The following is a 16,247-nucleotide window of genomic DNA, read 5'->3' on the forward strand; positions in this document are numbered from 1 at the left end:
AGGCATCCGCCGGGCATGCCCGGCAATGCCCGGCGGGCGTCATGCCCTGCGGCACGCCCGTCATAAGCAAACTGAATCAGCGGGCTCCCCGGCGGTTCCTACAATGGCCTGTCACCCTGCCCTTCGAGATGCTGCCGATGCGCGTCGCGCTTTCCGTGTTGCTGCTGGCTTCGGCGCTGAGCGCCTGCACCCCGGCCCCGGTTTCCACCGCCAACTCCGCCGAGGCGCCCGCGCCGGCCAAGGCAATCGCCTGGCGCCAGGGCGATGTCGACGATGCCTTCGCCGAGGCTGCCGACAGCGGCAAGCCGGTGCTGCTGTACTGGGGTGCCGTCTGGTGCCCGCCGTGCAACCAGCTCAAAGCAGGCTTGTTCAAGGATCCGGCCTTCATCGCGCTGACCAGCAAATTCGTTCCTGTCTATCTGGATGGCGACGAGGAAGGGGCGCAGGCTTGGGGCGAGCGCTTCGGCGTACGCGGCTATCCGACCCTGATCGTATTGGACCCACAGCGCAACGAAATCACCCGCGTGGCCGGCGGCAACGACGCCGCCGAACTGACCCGGGCACTGACCGTTGCCGCAGGCCGCCGCAGTGCTGTTGCCGCCACCCTGGCCACAGCGCTGGCGACGCCGGGCAAGCTGGCTGCCGAAGACTGGCAGGTGCTGGGCGACTACGGCTGGGAAGTGGACGCCAACCGCTTGGCCGGCGAGCGCAGGAGCCAGGACGTGCTGCGCCAGCTGTCCAAGGCGGCACCGGATGCCGCCCTGCAGCGCCGCTTCGCTCTGCTTGCCTTGGCGACGGCCGAAAAGCCCGATGCCTCGCCCACCGAAGTGCGCGAACTGCTGCAGGCGGTGCTGGCGCAGCCCGCCGAAGTACGCCGCAACCGCGAGTTGCTGGGCTATGCCGGCGCCAACCTGGTGAAGCAGGCCAGCACAGGCCCGGCCACGTCCAACACCCTGGGCCAGCAACTGCTGGTCGCACTGGAGCGGGCAGACGCCGATCGCGGCGACCGCGCCGACGACGCGTTGTCGCGCGCGCTGACCGAAGTGTCGCTGGCCCGTCAGCAGCAGCCCGAGGGTGCACTGCCCGCGCCGCTGGTTGATCGGGTCAAGCAGCGCGTGGCCGCTGCCGATGCCGCCGCCACCGATGCGCATGCGCGCCAGGCTACGATCAGCAGCGCTGTCCATGCCCTGCGCGAGGTTGGCGACGACGCCGGTGCCGAGGCGCTGTTGCTGGCCGAGCTGAAGCGCAGCGAACAGCCGTACTACTACATGCCCGAGCTGGCCGAACTGGCCGAGCAACGCGGCGATACCGCCGGGGCGCTGGAGTGGTTGAAGCGTGCCTACGACGGTGCGCAGGGTCCGGCCACCCGCGTGCAGTGGGGCGTGCTGTACGTAGAGGGCCTGCTGAAGCTGGCGCCGGACGACGCACCACGCATCGAGCAGGCCACCGCCTCGCTGATCGCCGAACTGGAAGCACAGCCTTCGGGCTACCACCAGCGCACCCGTCAGCGCTTCGAGCGCCTGGCCGGGCAGTTGAAGACATGGAGCGGCAAGCACCAGGGTGCGGAGACACTGGCGCGGCTGCAGCAGCGGATGCAGCAGGCGTGCGGCGACCAGGTGGATGGTGCGTGCAAGGATTGGTTGAGTTGAGTTGATGAAGGCGCTGGCGGCGGGTTCGTCTGCCGGCGCTTTTGTTGATATCGGTTGTGGCGGGGGAAGGGGCTGGCCGGGGCACGCCGTAAACCCACGGGCAACACATCAGCGCGCTGGTGAGGTTCGAAAAGCGGGTTCTGGTAGTGCCGGCCGCTGGCCGGCAACCCGACCTTGCCTGTCTGCCGGCCAGCGGCCGGCACTACCATGCCGCTCCTGCCCTTGCCTTTGACTCCGTCTCCGCGCCGCCGCAGGGAGCAGTCCTGCAGAGATTGATGGAAGGAATCAAAGCGACGAACGCGCACGCATTTCAATGCCGCCCCTTGACCTCAACCAATGTTGAGGTGCGATAACAATCTCCCCACGGCCAGCCTTCTGGCCTTCCCCACGGAGATTGCTTCGATGTCGTACTCGCTTCCCCCGCTGCCCTATGCCTACGACGCCCTCGAGCCGCATTTCGATGCGCGCACGATGGAGATCCACCACAGCAAGCACCACCAGACTTACGTCAACAACCTCAACACCGCCATCGATCAGGCCGGCATCGCCGCACAGCCGGTCGAGGCGCTGATCGCCAACCTCGATGCCGTGCCCGAGGCGCAGCGTGGCGCGGTCCGCAACAACGGCGGTGGCCACGCCAACCACAGCCTGTTCTGGACCGTACTCAGCACCAACGGTGGTGCACCCTATGATGAACTGGCCGCCGCCATCAACCGCGATCTCGGCGGCTTCGATGCCTTCAAGGACGCCTTCACCAAGGCGGCGCAGACCCGCTTCGGCAGCGGCTGGGCCTGGCTGACCAGCGATCGCGATGGCCGCCTGCAGGTGGAAAGCAGCGCCAACCAGGACAGCCCGCTGATGGGCGCAGCCGTCGGCCTGTCGGGCAACACCCCGATCCTCGCACTGGATGTCTGGGAACACGCCTACTATCTGCACTACCAGAACCGCCGCCCGGACTACATCGGTGCGTTCTTCAACATCATCAACTGGGCCGAGGTCGGCCGGCGCTACCGCCAGGCCCGGGCCTCATGAGCGGCGAGACACTGCCGTACGCCGGGCCGTGGGCGGGGGTCTTCCCCGCCCCCGCCCCGGTGCCGTCGGTCGAGATGCCGCCGCGTGCCCTGCGGCGGCTGCTCGGCCACTTTCCTACCGGCGTGGCCATCGTCTGCGCACGCGATGCGCAGGGCAAACCCATCGGCCTCACCATCAATTCGTTCGTGCCGGTGTCATTGCAGCCGCCCCTGGTGCTGTGGAACCTGGCGTTGCATGCGCAGAGCCTGTCCACCTTCCAGCGCGCCACCCGCTTTGCGATCAGCGTGCTGGCGGCCGACCAGGAGGCGCTGGCCCGGCGCTTTGCCGATCCACAGGTGCGCAACCGCTTCGACGGCCTGGCATTGCTGGATGACGATGAGAACGCCCCGCCACGCATCGCCGGTGCGGTCGCCCATCTCACCTGTACCCGCCACGGACAGTGGCCGGTGGGCGATCACCTGCTGCTGGCCGGCCGCATCATCGAAGTGCACGAGAACGGCGGCGCGCCGCTGCTGTTCCATCGGGGCCGCTTCCAGCCCGGCCCCACCGAACTGCTGGTGGAGGTGCGCTGATGAACATCGAAGCCCTGGAATGCATGCTTGCGGCCGGCAAGGACGGCGCGCTGCTGCGCTTCGGTCTGGGCAAGGGCTGGCTGGATGCCGGCAACCCGGTGCGCGCGGCCACCCATCTGGGCCGTTGCGTGGTGCTTGATCCGCAATACTCGGCCGCCTGGAAGCTGCTGGGCAAAGCCTGGCTGGCCAGCGGCCAGCCGCAGGCGGCGCGCGAAGCATGGCAACGCGGCTTGAGCGTGGCCGGCAGCAAGGGCGACCAGCAGGCACGCAAGGAAATGCAGGTGTTCCTGCGACGCCTGGACCGCGAGCAGGCGGACCTGGCGAAGGCGGGCTGAGTCGATCAGCCCGCGTTGGCCGATGCCGGTGTGGACATGATGTCCGACATCGGCAGGCGGCGCGGCTTGCTCGGGAACGCGTGACGCAGGATGCGCCAGACCACCTGGCCGAACTGGCGCGGCAGCGAGCCGTTGTTGTAGTGCTGGCCGTAACGGCGGCAGATGTCCTTCACTTCCTTGGCAATGGCCGCATAGCGGTTGGCCGGCAGGTCCGGGTAGAAGTGATGCTCGATCTGGTGGCTGAGGTTGCCCGACAGCACGTTGATCAGGAAGCCGCCGCTGATGTTGGACGAACCGCGCAGCTGGCGCAGGTACCAGTGGCCGCGCGATTCATTGCGCAGGCATTCCTTCGGGAAGGTTTCCGACTCGGCGGTGAAGTGGCCGCAGAAGATGATCACGTAGGTCCAGATGTTGCGCAGGCCGTTGGCCACCATGTTGCCCAGCATCACGGTGAGGAAGAACGGGCCGGCCAGCAGCGGGAAGAACACGTAGTCCTTCAGCACCTGGCGGGCCATTTTCCGCGCCACCGGGCGGGTCTGCATCCACATCGCACGGCCGCTGATGCGGCCCTTCAGCCAACGGCCCAGGCGCAGGTCCTGCGCGGCCACGCCCCACTGGAACAGCAGCGCGAAGATCGGCGCGATGATCGGCTGCAGCAGGTAGAACGGCTTCCAGCGCTGCTCCGGGAAGATGCGCAGCAGGCCGTAGCCGATGTCATCGTCCATGCCACGCACGTTGGTGTAGGTGTGGTGGCGGAAATTGTGGGTCTTGCGCCAGTTGTCGGCGGTGGCAACGATATCCCATTCGTAGGTATTGCCATTGAGTTTGGGGTCGCCGGTCCAGTCGAACTGGCCGTGCATGACATTGTGGCCCAGCTCCATGTTCTCCAGGATCTTCGACAGCGCCAGCAGCAGCGTGCCGGTGATCGCGGCCGGCCACAGCAGTGGCATCCAGAACAGCGGCGAGAATGCCGCCAGGAACAGCAGGCCGCGGCCACCCACGCCGAACCAGCGCACGGCGGCAGCCACCCGGCGGATGTAGCGGGTATCGGAGGCGCCGAGGCTGCCGATCACACGGTCGCGGATCGCGTCGAGTTCCTCACCGAAGGCATGCATCTCGGCTGTACTCAGGGCACGGTCGGTAGCGCGGGTCATGGCAGGCGTCCTCAGAGATCCAGGGTCAGGTCGGTAGTCGGCGCGCTCACGCAGATCCGCACCGGCTGTGCCGATTCGGACTGCAGGTCGCCGGTGCGCAGGTGGCGGGTGGCGCCACTGACGCGGTCACAGCTGCAGCTGTTGCAGATGCCCATGCGGCAGCCATGCTTGGGCTTGATGCCATGGGCTTCCAGGCTTTCCAGCAGCGAGCGGCCACGCGGCACGCTCAGCTGACGGCCACTGCGCGCAAGCGTCAGCGACACCTCACCTTCGCTGCTGGCATCGCGCAGCGGCGCCGGCGGGGTGAAGGCTTCGGCCTGGAAGCCGGCCACCTGGTGCGCCAGACGTTCGCGCGCAGCGGCAACGAAGCCGTCTGGGCCGCAGGCCAGCACATGGCGCTGCGCCAGCGGCGTGTCATCACCGGCCACCTGCAGATCATGGGTATCGATGCGCGCGGCCGGCGCCTGACCCTCACGGGTGGTCAGCAGATGCACGCGCAGGTTCGGATGCGCCGCAGCCATCGCCTGCAGTTCATCGCGAAACTGCAGGTGGGCGGCGGTGCGCTCCCAATAGAACAGGTCCACCGGTGCTGCCAGCGGGCGCTGGCAGGCGTCGCGCAACAGGCTGCGCATCGGCGTGATGCCACTGCCGGCAGCCAGCAGCAACACCGGCGCGGCGGCAGGCATATGGAATTCGCCGAAGGCGGCATCGAGGCGGAACAGTTCGCCCGGCTGCGCATGGTGGACCAGATGCTGGCTGACCCGGCCACCCTCGATCGCCTTGATGGTGATCGCCAGCTCACGCCGACCCAGTGCGGTGGGGCTGTAGCTGCGCTGCCACAAGCGTCCTTCAATCTCGACGCCCAGGGTGACGTGCTGGCCAGCGCGCATGCCGGCCCAGTGCCGGTTGGTGCGCAGGACCAAGGTCGCCGCGCCCTCGCCGGCCGGCTCACGCCGGACCAGGCGGGCCACCGGCTCGCGCAGGGTCCACAGGGGATTGAGCTGGCCCGCCCAGAAATCGAACAGCGACGGCGAGACCCAGCGGTACGGAGAGAACAGGGACGGACGGACGACAGCGTTCATGGGTGAACTATACGGGCGCACATACACCTGTGTATACATGTGTATATTGAACCGGATTGGGTATGATTCAGCCTCGCCCCACCGGAACCCCCATGGCCGCCGCCACCGTCTTGTCGACGCCCGAAGATGCCAACAGCCCGGCCCGCCGTACGGTGAGCCGCGAGGATCTGCTGGCCGCCGCCCTGAAACTGATCGGGCCGCACCGCAGCCTGTCCACGCTCAGCCTGCGCGAAGTGGCTCGTGAGGCCGGCATCGCGCCGAACAGCTTCTACCGGCAGTTCCGCGACATGGACGAACTGGCCGTGGCACTGATCGATGCAGCCGGCCGCTCGCTGCGCACCATCATCGGCGAGGCCCGCCAACGCGCCACCTCCACCGCCACCAGCGTGGTGCGGGTCTCGGTGGAGACCTTCATGGAGCAGCTGCGCGCCGACGACAAGCTGCTGCACGTACTGCTGCGAGAAGGCGCGGTCGGCTCGGACGACTTCAAGCACGCGGTCGAACGCGAGCTGCACTATTTCGAGGAAGAGCTGCAGCACGACCTGGTGCGCCTGGCGGCACTGGATGGCGCCGTACTGCATGCCCCGGAACTGGTGGCCAAGGCCATCACCCGGCTGGTGTTCGCGATGGGCGCCACCGCCATGGATCTGCCACCGGAGAAGGATCCGGAACTGGTCGAACAGATCTCCACGATGATCCGCATGATCATCGTCGGCGCCCGTACCCCCGCCGCATTCCGCCGCGGCTGACGATCGGTACCCGGGGTCGGATCCCTTTCCAAGGAAAGGGCTCTGACTCCGTCTCCCTGCCCCACACGGCAATTCCATCCTCCGCATATGACCACCGGCAGGGTCGCAGCCGTTATATGTAATGTTATAACACTCCCATGATCTGACTCGGCCGGCGCTCCACTCGGAATTGATGCGGCTTCGTTATATAGCACTTGCTATATTGATAAGCCACTGCTTTCATATGCGTCAGCCAGGTCGCCCTCGCCGCCTTTCTTCCCCCAAGGACGACGCCCTCATGCCCGTTGCCACACCCCTCATCCGTCGGCTGCCCCTGGCCGCCGCCATTGCCCTGACCCTGCCGCTGCCCGCACTGGCCGCCACTCCGAAACCGACCGAGCTGGACCGCGTGCAGGTGAAGGTCAGCACCGCCACCCGCAGCGAACGCCTGCTGTCGGACGTGCCGATCCGCACCGAAGTGCTGCGCAAGGAAGACATCGCGCTGCGCGCGGCCACCGACTTCTCGCGCGCAGCCGAGCTGATCAACGGCCTGCGCGTGGAGAGCAACTGCCAGAACTGCAACACCAGCGAAGTACAGCTGCTGGGACTGCCCGGCGCCTACAACCAGCTGTTGTTCGATGGCATTCCGCTACTGTCCACGCTGGGCAGCGTGTATGGCCTGGAACAGATCCCGGCCGGGTTCGTCGATCGCATCGAAGTGGTCAAGGGTGGTGGCTCGGCGCTGTACGGCCCGGGTGCGGTTGCCGGTGTGATCAACCTGGTTCCGCCGCTGCCGGCGCGCAGCGGTGGCCATGTGCAGGCCGGCGTGGATGTCCTGAAAGGCACGCCGCAGAAGAACGCCGATGTGCGGCTGGACCTGCTGGCCAAGGAAGCAGACGCCGGCCTGTCGGTGATTGCCCAGCGCAACTGGAACAGCGGCATCGACTACAACGGTGATGGCTACACCGAGATCACCCGCAAGAACCTCAAGGTCGGCGGGCTGCAGGCCTGGTACGCGCCCACGCCGGGCACGCGGCTGCGCCTGGACCTGCAGGTGACCGATGAAACCCGCCGCGGCGGCAACCGCCTGGACCAGCCCGAGTATCTGGCCAACATCGCCGAATCGCTGGATACGAAATACCGCCGAGGCAGCGTGTCGTGGGATCAGGAAGTCAACGCCGACGTCGATTTCCGCCTGGCCTACGCCTTCGCCGACATCGATCGCGACAGTTTCTATGGCGGCCTTGGCAACGTGGTCACCGATCCGTCCGCGCCCGGCTATGCCCCCTCGCAGCTGGACCGCAACGTGGCCGGCAGCGCGGCCTCGCGTTCGTGGCGCCAGTACGGCCGCACCCACAACCCGCTGCACTACATCGACAGCCAGTTGAACTGGCGGCTGGGCGCGCACGCGCTGGCCTTCGGCGTGCAGTACAAGCACGAGGCGCTGCGGGACGACAACCGCACCGGTGACGGCCGGCGTCTTGCCGTGCTGGAGGATGCGACCTTCCACAACCTGGGCGCCTTCATCCAGGACGAATGGAGCCTGCGCGACAACGTCGACCTGGTGCTGGGCGCACGCGTGGACAAGAGCTCGGAGCTGGACAATGCGGTGTTCTCGCCGCGCATCGCGCTGGCCTGGCAGGCCAACCCGAACCTGAAATGGCGGGCGGGCATTGCCACCGGCTTCCGTGCACCGGAGATCTTCGTCGAGGATGTGCACGTCGATACCCTCGGCGGCGAGCAGGTGCGCGTGCGCAACACCGAAGGCCTGAAGGAGGAGCGCGCGTTGACCACCCTGTTCGGCTTCGACTGGCGATCGGACCCGGCCAATCCGGTGTGGAGCTGGGATGCCACCGCCTCCTATGCACGCATCCGCGACACCTTCGCGCTGGGCGAGATCCAGCGTGGCGATGACGGACAACTGAGCCAACTGCGCTACAACGCCTCCGGCTCCAACGTGCTGGGCGCGGAAACCAACCTCGGCTGGCAACCCTCGCCGCAGTGGCGCCTGACCGCCGGTGCCTCGTGGTACCGCTCGCGCTTCCGCGAACCGCAGCGCATCTTCGACGACACCGGCGATGGTGGCGACACCGTGATCGAAAGCCGCGACTACCTGAAGACCCCGCGCTGGACTGGTCTGGCCCAGCTCAGCTGGATGCCCGCCGAGCCCTGGGAAACCTTCGTCGCGCTGCGCCATACCGGACCGATGTCGGTGCTGAACAACCGGCTGGGCGCGTTGCACCGCACGCGCTCGTTCCTGGTCACCGACCTCGGTGCGCGCTGGCACCGGCATCTGGGCGCGCAGGCGCAGCAGGAAGTGTCGGTGGCCGCAGGCGTCAAGAACGTGTTCGATCAGCGCCAGAAGGACCTGGAAGTGGGCGCGCTGCGTGACAGCGACTATGTCTATGGGCCGCGTTTCGCGCGTTCGTGGTACGTCAACCTGCGCTATGCGTTCTGATCCACTACGAGCGCTGTTGCTGGCCTGTGCCGTGCTGCCGGCCTCACCGGCGATGGCTGCGGACCTGCACGCGCAGGTCTCGGCCTCGCTGATGCGGCCGGAGCAGCGTTCGCTGCGGCCGATGCAGTGGACGCCGCCGCCGAAACTGGTGGCGCTGTACTTCGGTGCCGACTGGTGTGCACCGTGCCACGCCTTCGTACCCACGCTGCGCAGCGTGCGCGACGCGTTGCGCGAGGCCGGCGCCGATACCGAAGTGGTGTACGTCAGCCTGGATGAAAGCGAGGCCGCGCTGCGCCGCTACATGCACGCGCAGGACATGCCGTGGCCGGTGCTGGACCCACGCCGCGCCGCGCGCATGCCGGCGCTGCAGGCATTGGCCGGGCTGGCACCGCCGAATCTGGTACTGATCGATGCCGACGGCAGGGTGCTGGCCAATGGTTGGCACGGCCGGCGCTATGAAGGCCTGCAGCCGGTGTTGAAGGAATGGGCGAAACGGGCGTGCGCGCAGCAGCAGGCCCGTTGCCCGCCCGAATTGTAGAGTCGAGCCACGCTCGACTCATTCCATCACCGCGCGAACAGCAGTCGAGCATGGCTCGACTCTACAAAAATCGGGATCGCGCGAAATGCCGCCGGGCATGGCCCGGCGCTACCGTCACGGCGCCCCGCCCTCGGCCTTGCGCACGAACGCTTCAAACAAGGCCAGCGTCTGCTCGCTCACATGGTGCTCGATGCCCTCGGCATCACGCCGTGCGGTATCCGGATCCACCCCGAGCGCCAGCAGGAAACGCTCCACGGTCTGATGACGCTGGCGGCTGGCATGCGCCAGCGCCTCGCCTTCCGGGGTCAGGAACACGCCGCGGTACGGTCGCTGCACCACCCAGCCATCACGGGCCAGCCGCCGCAGCATCTTCGCCACGGTGGGCTGGGCCACGCCCAGGCGGGTCGCGATGTCGACCTGGCGGGCCTCGCCGCCGTCGGCCAGCAGATCCGAGATCAGCTCGACATAGTCCTCCACCAGCTCCATCCGGTGCGCCTCGCGCACTTGCCGGAAGCTCTCGACCTGGCGCTCGGCCTCGATCAAGGGGGTGCTTTTCAGCGATGTCGAATCGTCGGTCTTGCCCACGCCTGCGCCTGTCCTTCCGGTGTAATCCGGTGTTGAACCTGAATTCTGGACCAGTAACGCGATAAAGACGATTGTTTCACATTGCTAATGACTATAGCAGGAGCTATATTCGGACCCATGAACACCCTGGCACCCCGCGACCCTTCGGCCTCCACTCCGGCCAGCCTGGGCGCGCTCAACGCCTCGGTCGCGGTGCCCGACAAGGGGCACTGGTGGTTCCGCCTGCTGGCCTTCCTCGGCCCGGGCTACATGATCTCGGTCGGCTACATGGACCCGGGCAACTGGGCCACCGACCTCGCCGGCGGTTCGCGCTTCGGCTACCTGCTGCTGTCGGTCATCCTCATCTCCAACCTGATGGCGGTGATCCTGCAGGCGCTGTCGGCGCGGCTCGGCATCGCCACCGGCATGGACCTGGCCCAGGCCTGCCGAGCGCGCTACCCGAAACCGGTAAACCTGGCGCTGTGGGCGCTGTGCGAGGCGGCGATCATCGCCTGCGACCTGGCCGAGGTGATCGGCACCGCGATCGCACTGAAACTGCTGTTCGATCTGCCACTGCTGTGGGGCGCGGTCATCACCGCCCTGGACACCCTGCTGGTGCTGCTGCTGATGAACCGCGGTTTCCGTGCGCTGGAAGCCTTTGTGATCGCGCTGCTGATGGTGATCTTCGGCTGCTTCATGGTGCAGATCGCGCTGGCCGCACCGCCGGTGATGGACGTGCTGGGCGGATTCATTCCGCGCACTCAGGTGGTAACTGATCCGCACGCCCTGTACATCGCCATCGGCATCATTGGTGCCACGGTGATGCCGCACAACCTCTATCTGCATTCGTCCATCGTGCAGACCCGCGCCTATCCGCGTACCGACGAGGGCCGTCGCAGTGCCCTGCGCTGGGCAGTGACCGACAGTACCCTCGCGCTGACCCTCGCACTGTTCATCAACGCCAGCATCCTGATCCTGGCGGCGGCGGTGTTCCATGCCAATGGCCGCTTTGATGTGGAAGACATCGAACAGGCGCACCAGCTGCTGGCACCGATGCTGGGCGTGGGCGCCGCAGCGACACTGTTTGCCGTCGCCCTGCTGGCCTCCGGCCTGAATTCGACGGTGACCGCGACGCTGGCCGGGCAGATCGTGATGGAAGGCTTCCTGCACCTGCGCCTGCCGCCGTGGCTGCGTCGACTGATCACACGCGCACTGGCAATCATTCCAGTGGTGGTGGTGATCATGCTCTTCGGCGACCAGGGCGCGGTGAAGCTGCTGGTGCTGAGCCAGGTGGTGCTGTCGATGCAGCTGCCGTTCGCCATCATCCCGCTGGTGCGGATCGTGACCGACAAGGTGACGATGGGCGCGCTGGTGGCCCCGCGCTGGCTGGGCAGCATCGCCTGGGTGATCGCGCTGGTGATCGTGGTGTTGAACGTGAAACTGCTGGTGGATACCTTCAGCGGCGCATAGCGCGAAATGCCAGGGACGCCTGTGTAGAGTCGAGCCATGCTCGACTCATCGCACACCGCACGAACAGCAGCCGAGCATGCCTCGGCTCTACAAATGCAACGCGATCGCGGCCTCGATCTGCTGCGGCGACTGGAACCCGGCCAGGCGCGTACGTTCGTCACCATCACGGAACAGCGAGAGCGTCGGCGTCTGCCGCAGCCCCAACTCGCGGAAGAACGCCTCACCCAGCACTTCCAGCTGCACGCGCAGAAGGGTCGTGCCCTGCCCCGCCACGCTGTTGGCCACGCGGTGCAACGACATCTCCAGCATCCGGCAGCCCGGGCACTGGTCCTTGTGAAAATCCACCAGCACCCGCGGGTGCTCGGCCAGCAGCTGCTGGAACTGCTCAGGCGTGGTGGCGTCGATGATCTGCATCGCTGTTGCTCCAGTAATGGGCCAGGACCGTATCGATCCAGGCGTCAATGGCTTCGGCATGGCGAACGCCATGCGGCATCTGCTCGATCTCCAACGGCGGATAGTCGCTGCGGAAATAGCGGATCAGCCGGTGCACGGCGCCGCAGTAGTACTCCTGACCCCACTGCGTTTCGCCGGTGCCGAACACCGCCAGCTGCCGTGGCCGCTCGCCGCGTTCGGCGATGCCGGCCACCCACGCCTTCATCTCCGCCGGCGTGCGGCCTGCGTTGTCGGTCCAGCTGCCCAGCAGGACCAGATCGGCCTCGCCGGCGGCCAGTGGCGGCGCCTGGCGCAGGTCGTCGACCTCCTGCCAGTGCACCGCATGGCCGGCACCGCGAAAGCGCTCGGCGATCTGTCGGCCGAGTTCGCGGGTGTTGCCGCTCAACGAGGCGACCACCACCAGGATGCTCAGCCCGGCGCTGGGCTCAGAGATCGTCGAAGCCGTTGTCGACGTTGGTCTTCTTGTAGCTTGCATTGCGCATCTCGAAGAAGTCGGTCTTGGTTTCAGTGAAGTTGTCGGCGTAGGCCTTGATCCACGGCATCACGTTGTCGGTGGTGTCGCTGTACAGGCGCTCGATGCCGAGCATGCCGGCCATCTTGTTGGCGCGGTACTTCACGTAGCGCACCATCTCGTCCACGTCGATGCCGTCGATGCCGTCCAGCACCTCCGACGACCACTGCGTCTCCAGCTCGATCGCGTGTTCGAACGATTGGTGCACGTAGGTGGTCAACTCGTTGGTCTGCAACTCCGGGTTCTCGCCGATGATGGCGCGGATCAGCTCGCTGATGAACTTGGTATGCGCCAGTTCGTCGCGGTTGATGAAGCTGATGATCTTGCCGGTGCCGTTCATGCGGTTCTGCCGCACCATGTTGTAGAAGTACGCAAATCCGGAGTAGAAGTTGATGCCTTCAAGGATCGAGGACTGGATCAGCGACTTGAGCAGGGTCTCGGCGGTCTTCTCGCGCATGAAGTCGTCGTACGCCCCCATGATCGGCGCGTTGCGCTTGATGATGGTCGGGTGGGTACGGGCGATCTCGAAGATGCGGTTCTGGTTTGGCAGATCGGTGATCGAGGCCAGCACGTAGCTGTAGCTCTCGTTGTGGATCACTTCCTGCTGGCCGATGATCGCCGCGTTGGCATGCGCGGCCGGGTCGGTGATGTACTCGGCCACGTTATAGATGAAGCGCGTCTGCGGTGAATCGAGCGTGGCCAGCAGGCCGATGATCGAGTCGTACGCGTTCTTTTCGCGCGCGTTGAGCTCGCCGTACTGGCGGGCGTCCAGCTTCATGTCGACCTCGTCGGGAATCCAGAAGTTGGTCGACAGCTCCTTGTAGGCCCGGTAGAACGACGGGTACGGGATGTCGTTCCAGTTGAGGATGCCACTGGTGCGGCCGTTGATGATGCCGGTGCTGCGGTTGGGATGGCGCGGTTCGAGGATCTTGATGCGGTCGAGGGGGGTTGCCATGGTCGTCTACCTTCGTATTACGTGCATTGCGGATGTAGCGCCGAGCCCATGCTCGGCTGCTCTTCGCGTCTGAGCCAAGCGCGGGCTCGGTTCTACAAGGGGCGCAGCGATCAGCTGGAGCACCATTCGCATTCGCTGATGTCGATGTCGTTGGAGCGCACGTAGTACGTGGTCTTCAGGCCTTCGCGCCAGGCGCTCAGGTGCAGTTCCAGCAGCGTGCTCGCGCGGATGGTGCTGGGCACGTACAGGTTGAAGCTGATCGACTGGTCGACATGGCGCTGGCGGCGGGCGTTCTGGCGCACGCTGGCGAACTGGTCGACCTTGTAGGCACCCTTCTCGTAGTACGGCCAGGTTTCCAGCGACAGGCCCGGCGCTGCCACCGGCCGCCGGAAGTCCTTCTTTTCCTCGTAGTAGAACGCGCTGTAGATCGGGTCGATGGAGGCGGTGGAACCGGCAATCTGCGCGGTGCTCATGTTCGGTGCCACGGCCAGCAGCCAGCCGTTGCGCAGGCCGTGCGTGGCGACCTCGTGGGCCAGGCTGTCCCATGCGGCGCCACTGTAGTCGCGGTCACGGAAGTAACGCCCGTTGTGCCAGTCACTACCCGCGAACATCGGGTAGCTGCCCTTCTCCTTCGCCAGCTGCGCGCTGGCCTGGATGGTCAGGAAGTTGATGCGTTCGTAGAGACGGTCGGCCAGTTCTTCGGCATCCGGTGATTCCCACTGGATCGCCTGCTGCGCCAGCAGGTGGTGCCAACCGAACGTGCCCAGGCCGATGGCGCGGTACTTGCGGTTGGTGATGGTGGCCTGCGGCACCGGCAGCGCGTTGAGGTCGATCACGTTGTCGAGCATGCGCACCTGGATCGGGATCAGGCGCTCCAGCACATCGGTGGCCAGCAGGTCATCCGGCGCGCTGATCGCGCGGCCGAGGTTGATCGAGGACAGGTTGCAGACCACGAAGTCACCGGCGCGGCGTGTGGTGACGATCTGGTCGCCACTGACGATCTCCTGGATCATCCGCGTCGGGCTCATGTTCTGCAGGATCTCGGTGCACAGGTTGCTGGAATAGATCATGCCCGCGTGCTTGTTCGGATTCCTGCGATTGACCTCGTCGCGGTAGAACAGGAACGGATTGCCGGTCTCCAGCTGGCTGAGCATGATCCGCTTGAACAGATCGATGGCCTTCACCGTGCGTCGGCTGATGCGCTCGTCGGCCACCAGTTCGGCGTAGCGGTCGCGGAAGCTGCCCGCACCGCGCGTCTCGTCATAGAAGTCCTGCAGGTACCAGCCCTTGGCCTGCTTCACCTCGTGCGGATCGAACAGGTACCAGTCGGCGCGACGCTCCACCGCCTCCATGAACAGGTCGGGCACGCATACCGAGGTGAACACATCGTGCGCGCGCAGGCGCTGGTCGCCATTGTTCAGGCGCAGGTCCATGAAGGCTTCGATGTCGCGGTGCCAGATGTCCAGGTACACCGCCACCGCGCCCTTGCGCTGGCCGAGCTGGTCGACCGACACCGCGGTGTTGTTGAGCTGCTTGATCCACGGCACCACGCCACCGGAGGAATTGGCCACGCCCCGGATCGGTGCGCCGCTGCTGCGCACATAGCCCAGGTAGGCGCCAACGCCGCCGCCATGCTTGGACACACGGGCGATATCGGTGTTGGAGTCATAGATGCCCTGCAGGCTGTCGTCCACCGTGTCGATGAAGCAGCTGGACAGCTGCCCACCTACCTTGCCGGCATTGGCCAGGGTCGGAGTGGCGACGGTCATGTACAGGTTGGACAGCGCCCAGTACGCCTCGCCGACCAGCTGCATGCGCCGCTCGCGCGGCTTTTCCTCCTGCATCAGGTACAGCGCGATGGTCAGCCAGCGCTCCTGCGGCAGTTCATAAACCTCGCGGCTGCGGTCGCTGGCCAGATAGCGCGTGGCCAGCAGGTACAGGCCGTTGTAGGCGAACAGTCGATCGCGTTCCGGATCGATCATCTCGCCGGCCTGCTGCAATTCTTCCTTCGAGTAGCAGCGCAGGATGTCGTTGCTGTAGATGCCACGGTCAGCCAGGCTTTCCTGCAGGCCCACATACGAGCCGTACTTCAGGCCGACGTCGTAGAAGCGGTTGCGGCTGGCGCGCTTGTACAGGCGGCGCAGGTAGATGCGTGCGGCAAACTGCTCCCACTCGGGTGCGACCAGGTCCACCCGCGACTCGGCCTCGCGGATCAGCAGATCGACCAGGTCATCGGCGCTGATGCTCGGCTTGCGCTCGACCATCGCCTGCACCACGCGGCGGTAGTCGCTCACATCCAGCTGCGGGAACTCGGCATGCACGGCATCGATGCTGCGCTGCAGGCGTTCGGCCTCGAACGGCAGGCGGCGGTTGCCGGCCTCCTTGGTGATCCAGGTCGGCACACGCTCGCCGCCGGCGCGCAAGGCGTCGCCAGCGCCGGCCAGATCGGCCACGCGGAAGGTACTGTCGGTCATGGTGGTGGAACTCCAGGCTCGCACGCGCGTAGCGGTCGATGCCGTGGCGGCCCTGCACGCGATACCGGCGCACGGGGCGGTCGGGGTGGGATGCCATAGCGCGGGAACACCAGGTCGTCGGCAATTGCCTGCGCCTGCGGCCGGTATCCGGGCCGTGGGGGCGATCTGGGTCCGCGCGATGGCGGCCGCGTCGACACGGCAAGCCTCAGGGGCGGGCCGCGGGACGTTTGCTGCATGTCCGGCGGCGGCGGCTGACCGGGAGTGACGGCCAC

At 66.4% G+C, this 16,247-nt stretch carries 15 protein-coding genes; 8 read left to right on the plus strand and 7 right to left on the minus strand.

The window, feature by feature from the left end:
- Positions 1 to 128 precede the first annotated feature (128 nt).
- The 4 genes from HLA98_RS08340 (at position 129) to HLA98_RS08355 (ending at position 3,588) form a co-directional block, all read left to right on the plus strand.
- Positions 129 to 1,649 (plus strand): thioredoxin family protein, encoded by a 1,521-nt coding sequence (locus HLA98_RS08340; protein WP_057500449.1) that lies wholly within the window; start codon positions 129 to 131, stop codon positions 1,647 to 1,649.
- A 402-nt stretch (positions 1,650 to 2,051) separates the two neighbouring features.
- A complete protein-coding gene (locus HLA98_RS08345) occupies positions 2,052 to 2,681 on the plus strand; it encodes a superoxide dismutase (protein WP_057500451.1) in 630 nt (209 codons plus the stop codon).
- Entirely contained in the window at positions 2,678 to 3,253 is a 576-nt protein-coding gene (locus HLA98_RS08350; protein ID WP_057500453.1) for a flavin reductase family protein, read from the plus strand. Before HLA98_RS08345 ends, HLA98_RS08350 begins: the two co-directional genes overlap by 4 nt.
- Positions 3,253 to 3,588 (plus strand): tetratricopeptide repeat protein, encoded by a 336-nt coding sequence (locus HLA98_RS08355; protein ID WP_005409958.1) that lies wholly within the window; start codon positions 3,253 to 3,255, stop codon positions 3,586 to 3,588. The genes HLA98_RS08350 and HLA98_RS08355 overlap by 1 nt, the downstream gene beginning before the upstream one ends.
- Before the next feature lie 5 nt (positions 3,589 to 3,593).
- Here the strand turns inward: HLA98_RS08355 and HLA98_RS08360 are convergent, their stop codons facing one another.
- Together HLA98_RS08360 and HLA98_RS08365 are read right to left on the minus strand one after the other, a co-directional pair.
- A complete protein-coding gene (locus HLA98_RS08360; RefSeq protein ID WP_049448133.1) occupies positions 3,594 to 4,742 on the minus strand; it encodes a fatty acid desaturase family protein in 1,149 nt (382 codons plus the stop codon).
- A gap of 11 nt (positions 4,743 to 4,753) precedes the next feature.
- Positions 4,754 to 5,824: a ferredoxin reductase gene (locus tag HLA98_RS08365; RefSeq protein ID WP_057500455.1), complete on the minus strand. Its 1,071-nt coding sequence runs from the start codon at positions 5,822 to 5,824 to the stop codon at positions 4,754 to 4,756.
- Between the two features lie 92 nt (positions 5,825 to 5,916).
- Here HLA98_RS08365 and fabR point away from each other — a divergent pair, with 92 nt between their 5' ends.
- The 3 genes from fabR to HLA98_RS08380 all read left to right on the plus strand — a co-directional run bounded on the left by fabR (position 5,917) and on the right by HLA98_RS08380 (position 9,548).
- Entirely contained in the window at positions 5,917 to 6,573 is a 657-nt protein-coding gene (gene fabR / locus HLA98_RS08370) for an HTH-type transcriptional repressor FabR (RefSeq protein WP_005416927.1), read from the plus strand.
- A gap of 277 nt (positions 6,574 to 6,850) precedes the next feature.
- On the plus strand, positions 6,851 to 9,010 hold the full coding sequence (locus HLA98_RS08375; protein ID WP_057500458.1) for a TonB-dependent receptor plug domain-containing protein: 2,160 nt from the start codon (positions 6,851 to 6,853) through the stop codon (positions 9,008 to 9,010).
- Positions 9,000 to 9,548: a thioredoxin-like domain-containing protein gene (locus tag HLA98_RS08380; protein WP_057500460.1), complete on the plus strand. Its 549-nt coding sequence runs from the start codon at positions 9,000 to 9,002 to the stop codon at positions 9,546 to 9,548. Before HLA98_RS08375 ends, HLA98_RS08380 begins: the two co-directional genes overlap by 11 nt.
- Positions 9,549 to 9,662: 114 nt before the next feature.
- Here HLA98_RS08380 and mntR read toward each other — a convergent pair whose 3' ends face one another.
- On the minus strand, positions 9,663 to 10,133 hold the full coding sequence (mntR, locus tag HLA98_RS08385; RefSeq protein ID WP_014037494.1) for a manganese-binding transcriptional regulator MntR: 471 nt from the start codon (positions 10,131 to 10,133) through the stop codon (positions 9,663 to 9,665).
- Between the two features lie 117 nt (positions 10,134 to 10,250).
- Here mntR and HLA98_RS08390 point away from each other — a divergent pair, with 117 nt between their 5' ends.
- Entirely contained in the window at positions 10,251 to 11,582 is a 1,332-nt protein-coding gene (locus HLA98_RS08390; RefSeq protein ID WP_057500461.1) for an Nramp family divalent metal transporter, read from the plus strand.
- 87 nt (positions 11,583 to 11,669) lie between these two features.
- Here HLA98_RS08390 and HLA98_RS08395 read toward each other — a convergent pair whose 3' ends face one another.
- The 4 genes from HLA98_RS08395 to HLA98_RS08410 form a co-directional block, all read right to left on the minus strand.
- On the minus strand, positions 11,670 to 11,996 hold the full coding sequence (locus HLA98_RS08395) for a thioredoxin family protein (protein WP_005409967.1): 327 nt from the start codon (positions 11,994 to 11,996) through the stop codon (positions 11,670 to 11,672).
- The gene (locus HLA98_RS08400; protein ID WP_080392881.1) at positions 11,968 to 12,435 is read right to left on the minus strand and encodes a flavodoxin; all 468 of its coding nucleotides are present in this window, start codon (positions 12,433 to 12,435) and stop codon (positions 11,968 to 11,970) included. Before HLA98_RS08400 ends, HLA98_RS08395 begins: the two co-directional genes overlap by 29 nt.
- A gap of 25 nt (positions 12,436 to 12,460) precedes the next feature.
- Entirely contained in the window at positions 12,461 to 13,501 is a 1,041-nt protein-coding gene (locus HLA98_RS08405) for a ribonucleotide-diphosphate reductase subunit beta (RefSeq protein WP_057500462.1), read from the minus strand.
- 110 nt (positions 13,502 to 13,611) lie between these two features.
- On the minus strand, positions 13,612 to 15,975 hold the full coding sequence (locus HLA98_RS08410; protein WP_057500464.1) for a ribonucleoside-diphosphate reductase subunit alpha: 2,364 nt from the start codon (positions 15,973 to 15,975) through the stop codon (positions 13,612 to 13,614).
- Positions 15,976 to 16,247: the final 272 nt, after the last annotated feature.

This window comes from Stenotrophomonas africana (assembly GCF_013004645.1).
Classification (GTDB): Bacteria; Pseudomonadota; Gammaproteobacteria; order Xanthomonadales; family Xanthomonadaceae; genus Stenotrophomonas; species Stenotrophomonas africana.

Excerpts from the sequence above, each read along its gene's own strand:
- HLA98_RS08340 (WP_057500449.1), top strand. The coding sequence starts at position 129 with ATGCTGCCGATGCGCGTCGCGCTTTCCGTGTTGCTGCTGGCTTCGGCG.
- HLA98_RS08345 (WP_057500451.1), top strand. The coding sequence starts at position 2,052 with ATGTCGTACTCGCTTCCCCCGCTGCCCTATGCCTACGACGCCCTCGAG.
- HLA98_RS08350 (WP_057500453.1), top strand. The coding sequence starts at position 2,678 with ATGAGCGGCGAGACACTGCCGTACGCCGGGCCGTGGGCGGGGGTCTTC.
- HLA98_RS08355 (WP_005409958.1), top strand. The coding sequence starts at position 3,253 with ATGAACATCGAAGCCCTGGAATGCATGCTTGCGGCCGGCAAGGACGGC.
- HLA98_RS08360 (WP_049448133.1), bottom strand. The coding sequence starts at position 4,742 with ATGACCCGCGCTACCGACCGTGCCCTGAGTACAGCCGAGATGCATGCC.
- HLA98_RS08365 (WP_057500455.1), bottom strand. The coding sequence starts at position 5,824 with ATGAACGCTGTCGTCCGTCCGTCCCTGTTCTCTCCGTACCGCTGGGTC.
- fabR (WP_005416927.1), top strand. The coding sequence starts at position 5,917 with ATGGCCGCCGCCACCGTCTTGTCGACGCCCGAAGATGCCAACAGCCCG.
- HLA98_RS08375 (WP_057500458.1), top strand. The coding sequence starts at position 6,851 with ATGCCCGTTGCCACACCCCTCATCCGTCGGCTGCCCCTGGCCGCCGCC.
- HLA98_RS08380 (WP_057500460.1), top strand. The coding sequence starts at position 9,000 with ATGCGTTCTGATCCACTACGAGCGCTGTTGCTGGCCTGTGCCGTGCTG.
- HLA98_RS08390 (WP_057500461.1), top strand. The coding sequence starts at position 10,251 with ATGAACACCCTGGCACCCCGCGACCCTTCGGCCTCCACTCCGGCCAGC.
- HLA98_RS08395 (WP_005409967.1), bottom strand. The coding sequence starts at position 11,996 with ATGCAGATCATCGACGCCACCACGCCTGAGCAGTTCCAGCAGCTGCTG.
- HLA98_RS08405 (WP_057500462.1), bottom strand. The coding sequence starts at position 13,501 with ATGGCAACCCCCCTCGACCGCATCAAGATCCTCGAACCGCGCCATCCC.
- HLA98_RS08410 (WP_057500464.1), bottom strand. The coding sequence starts at position 15,975 with ATGACCGACAGTACCTTCCGCGTGGCCGATCTGGCCGGCGCTGGCGAC.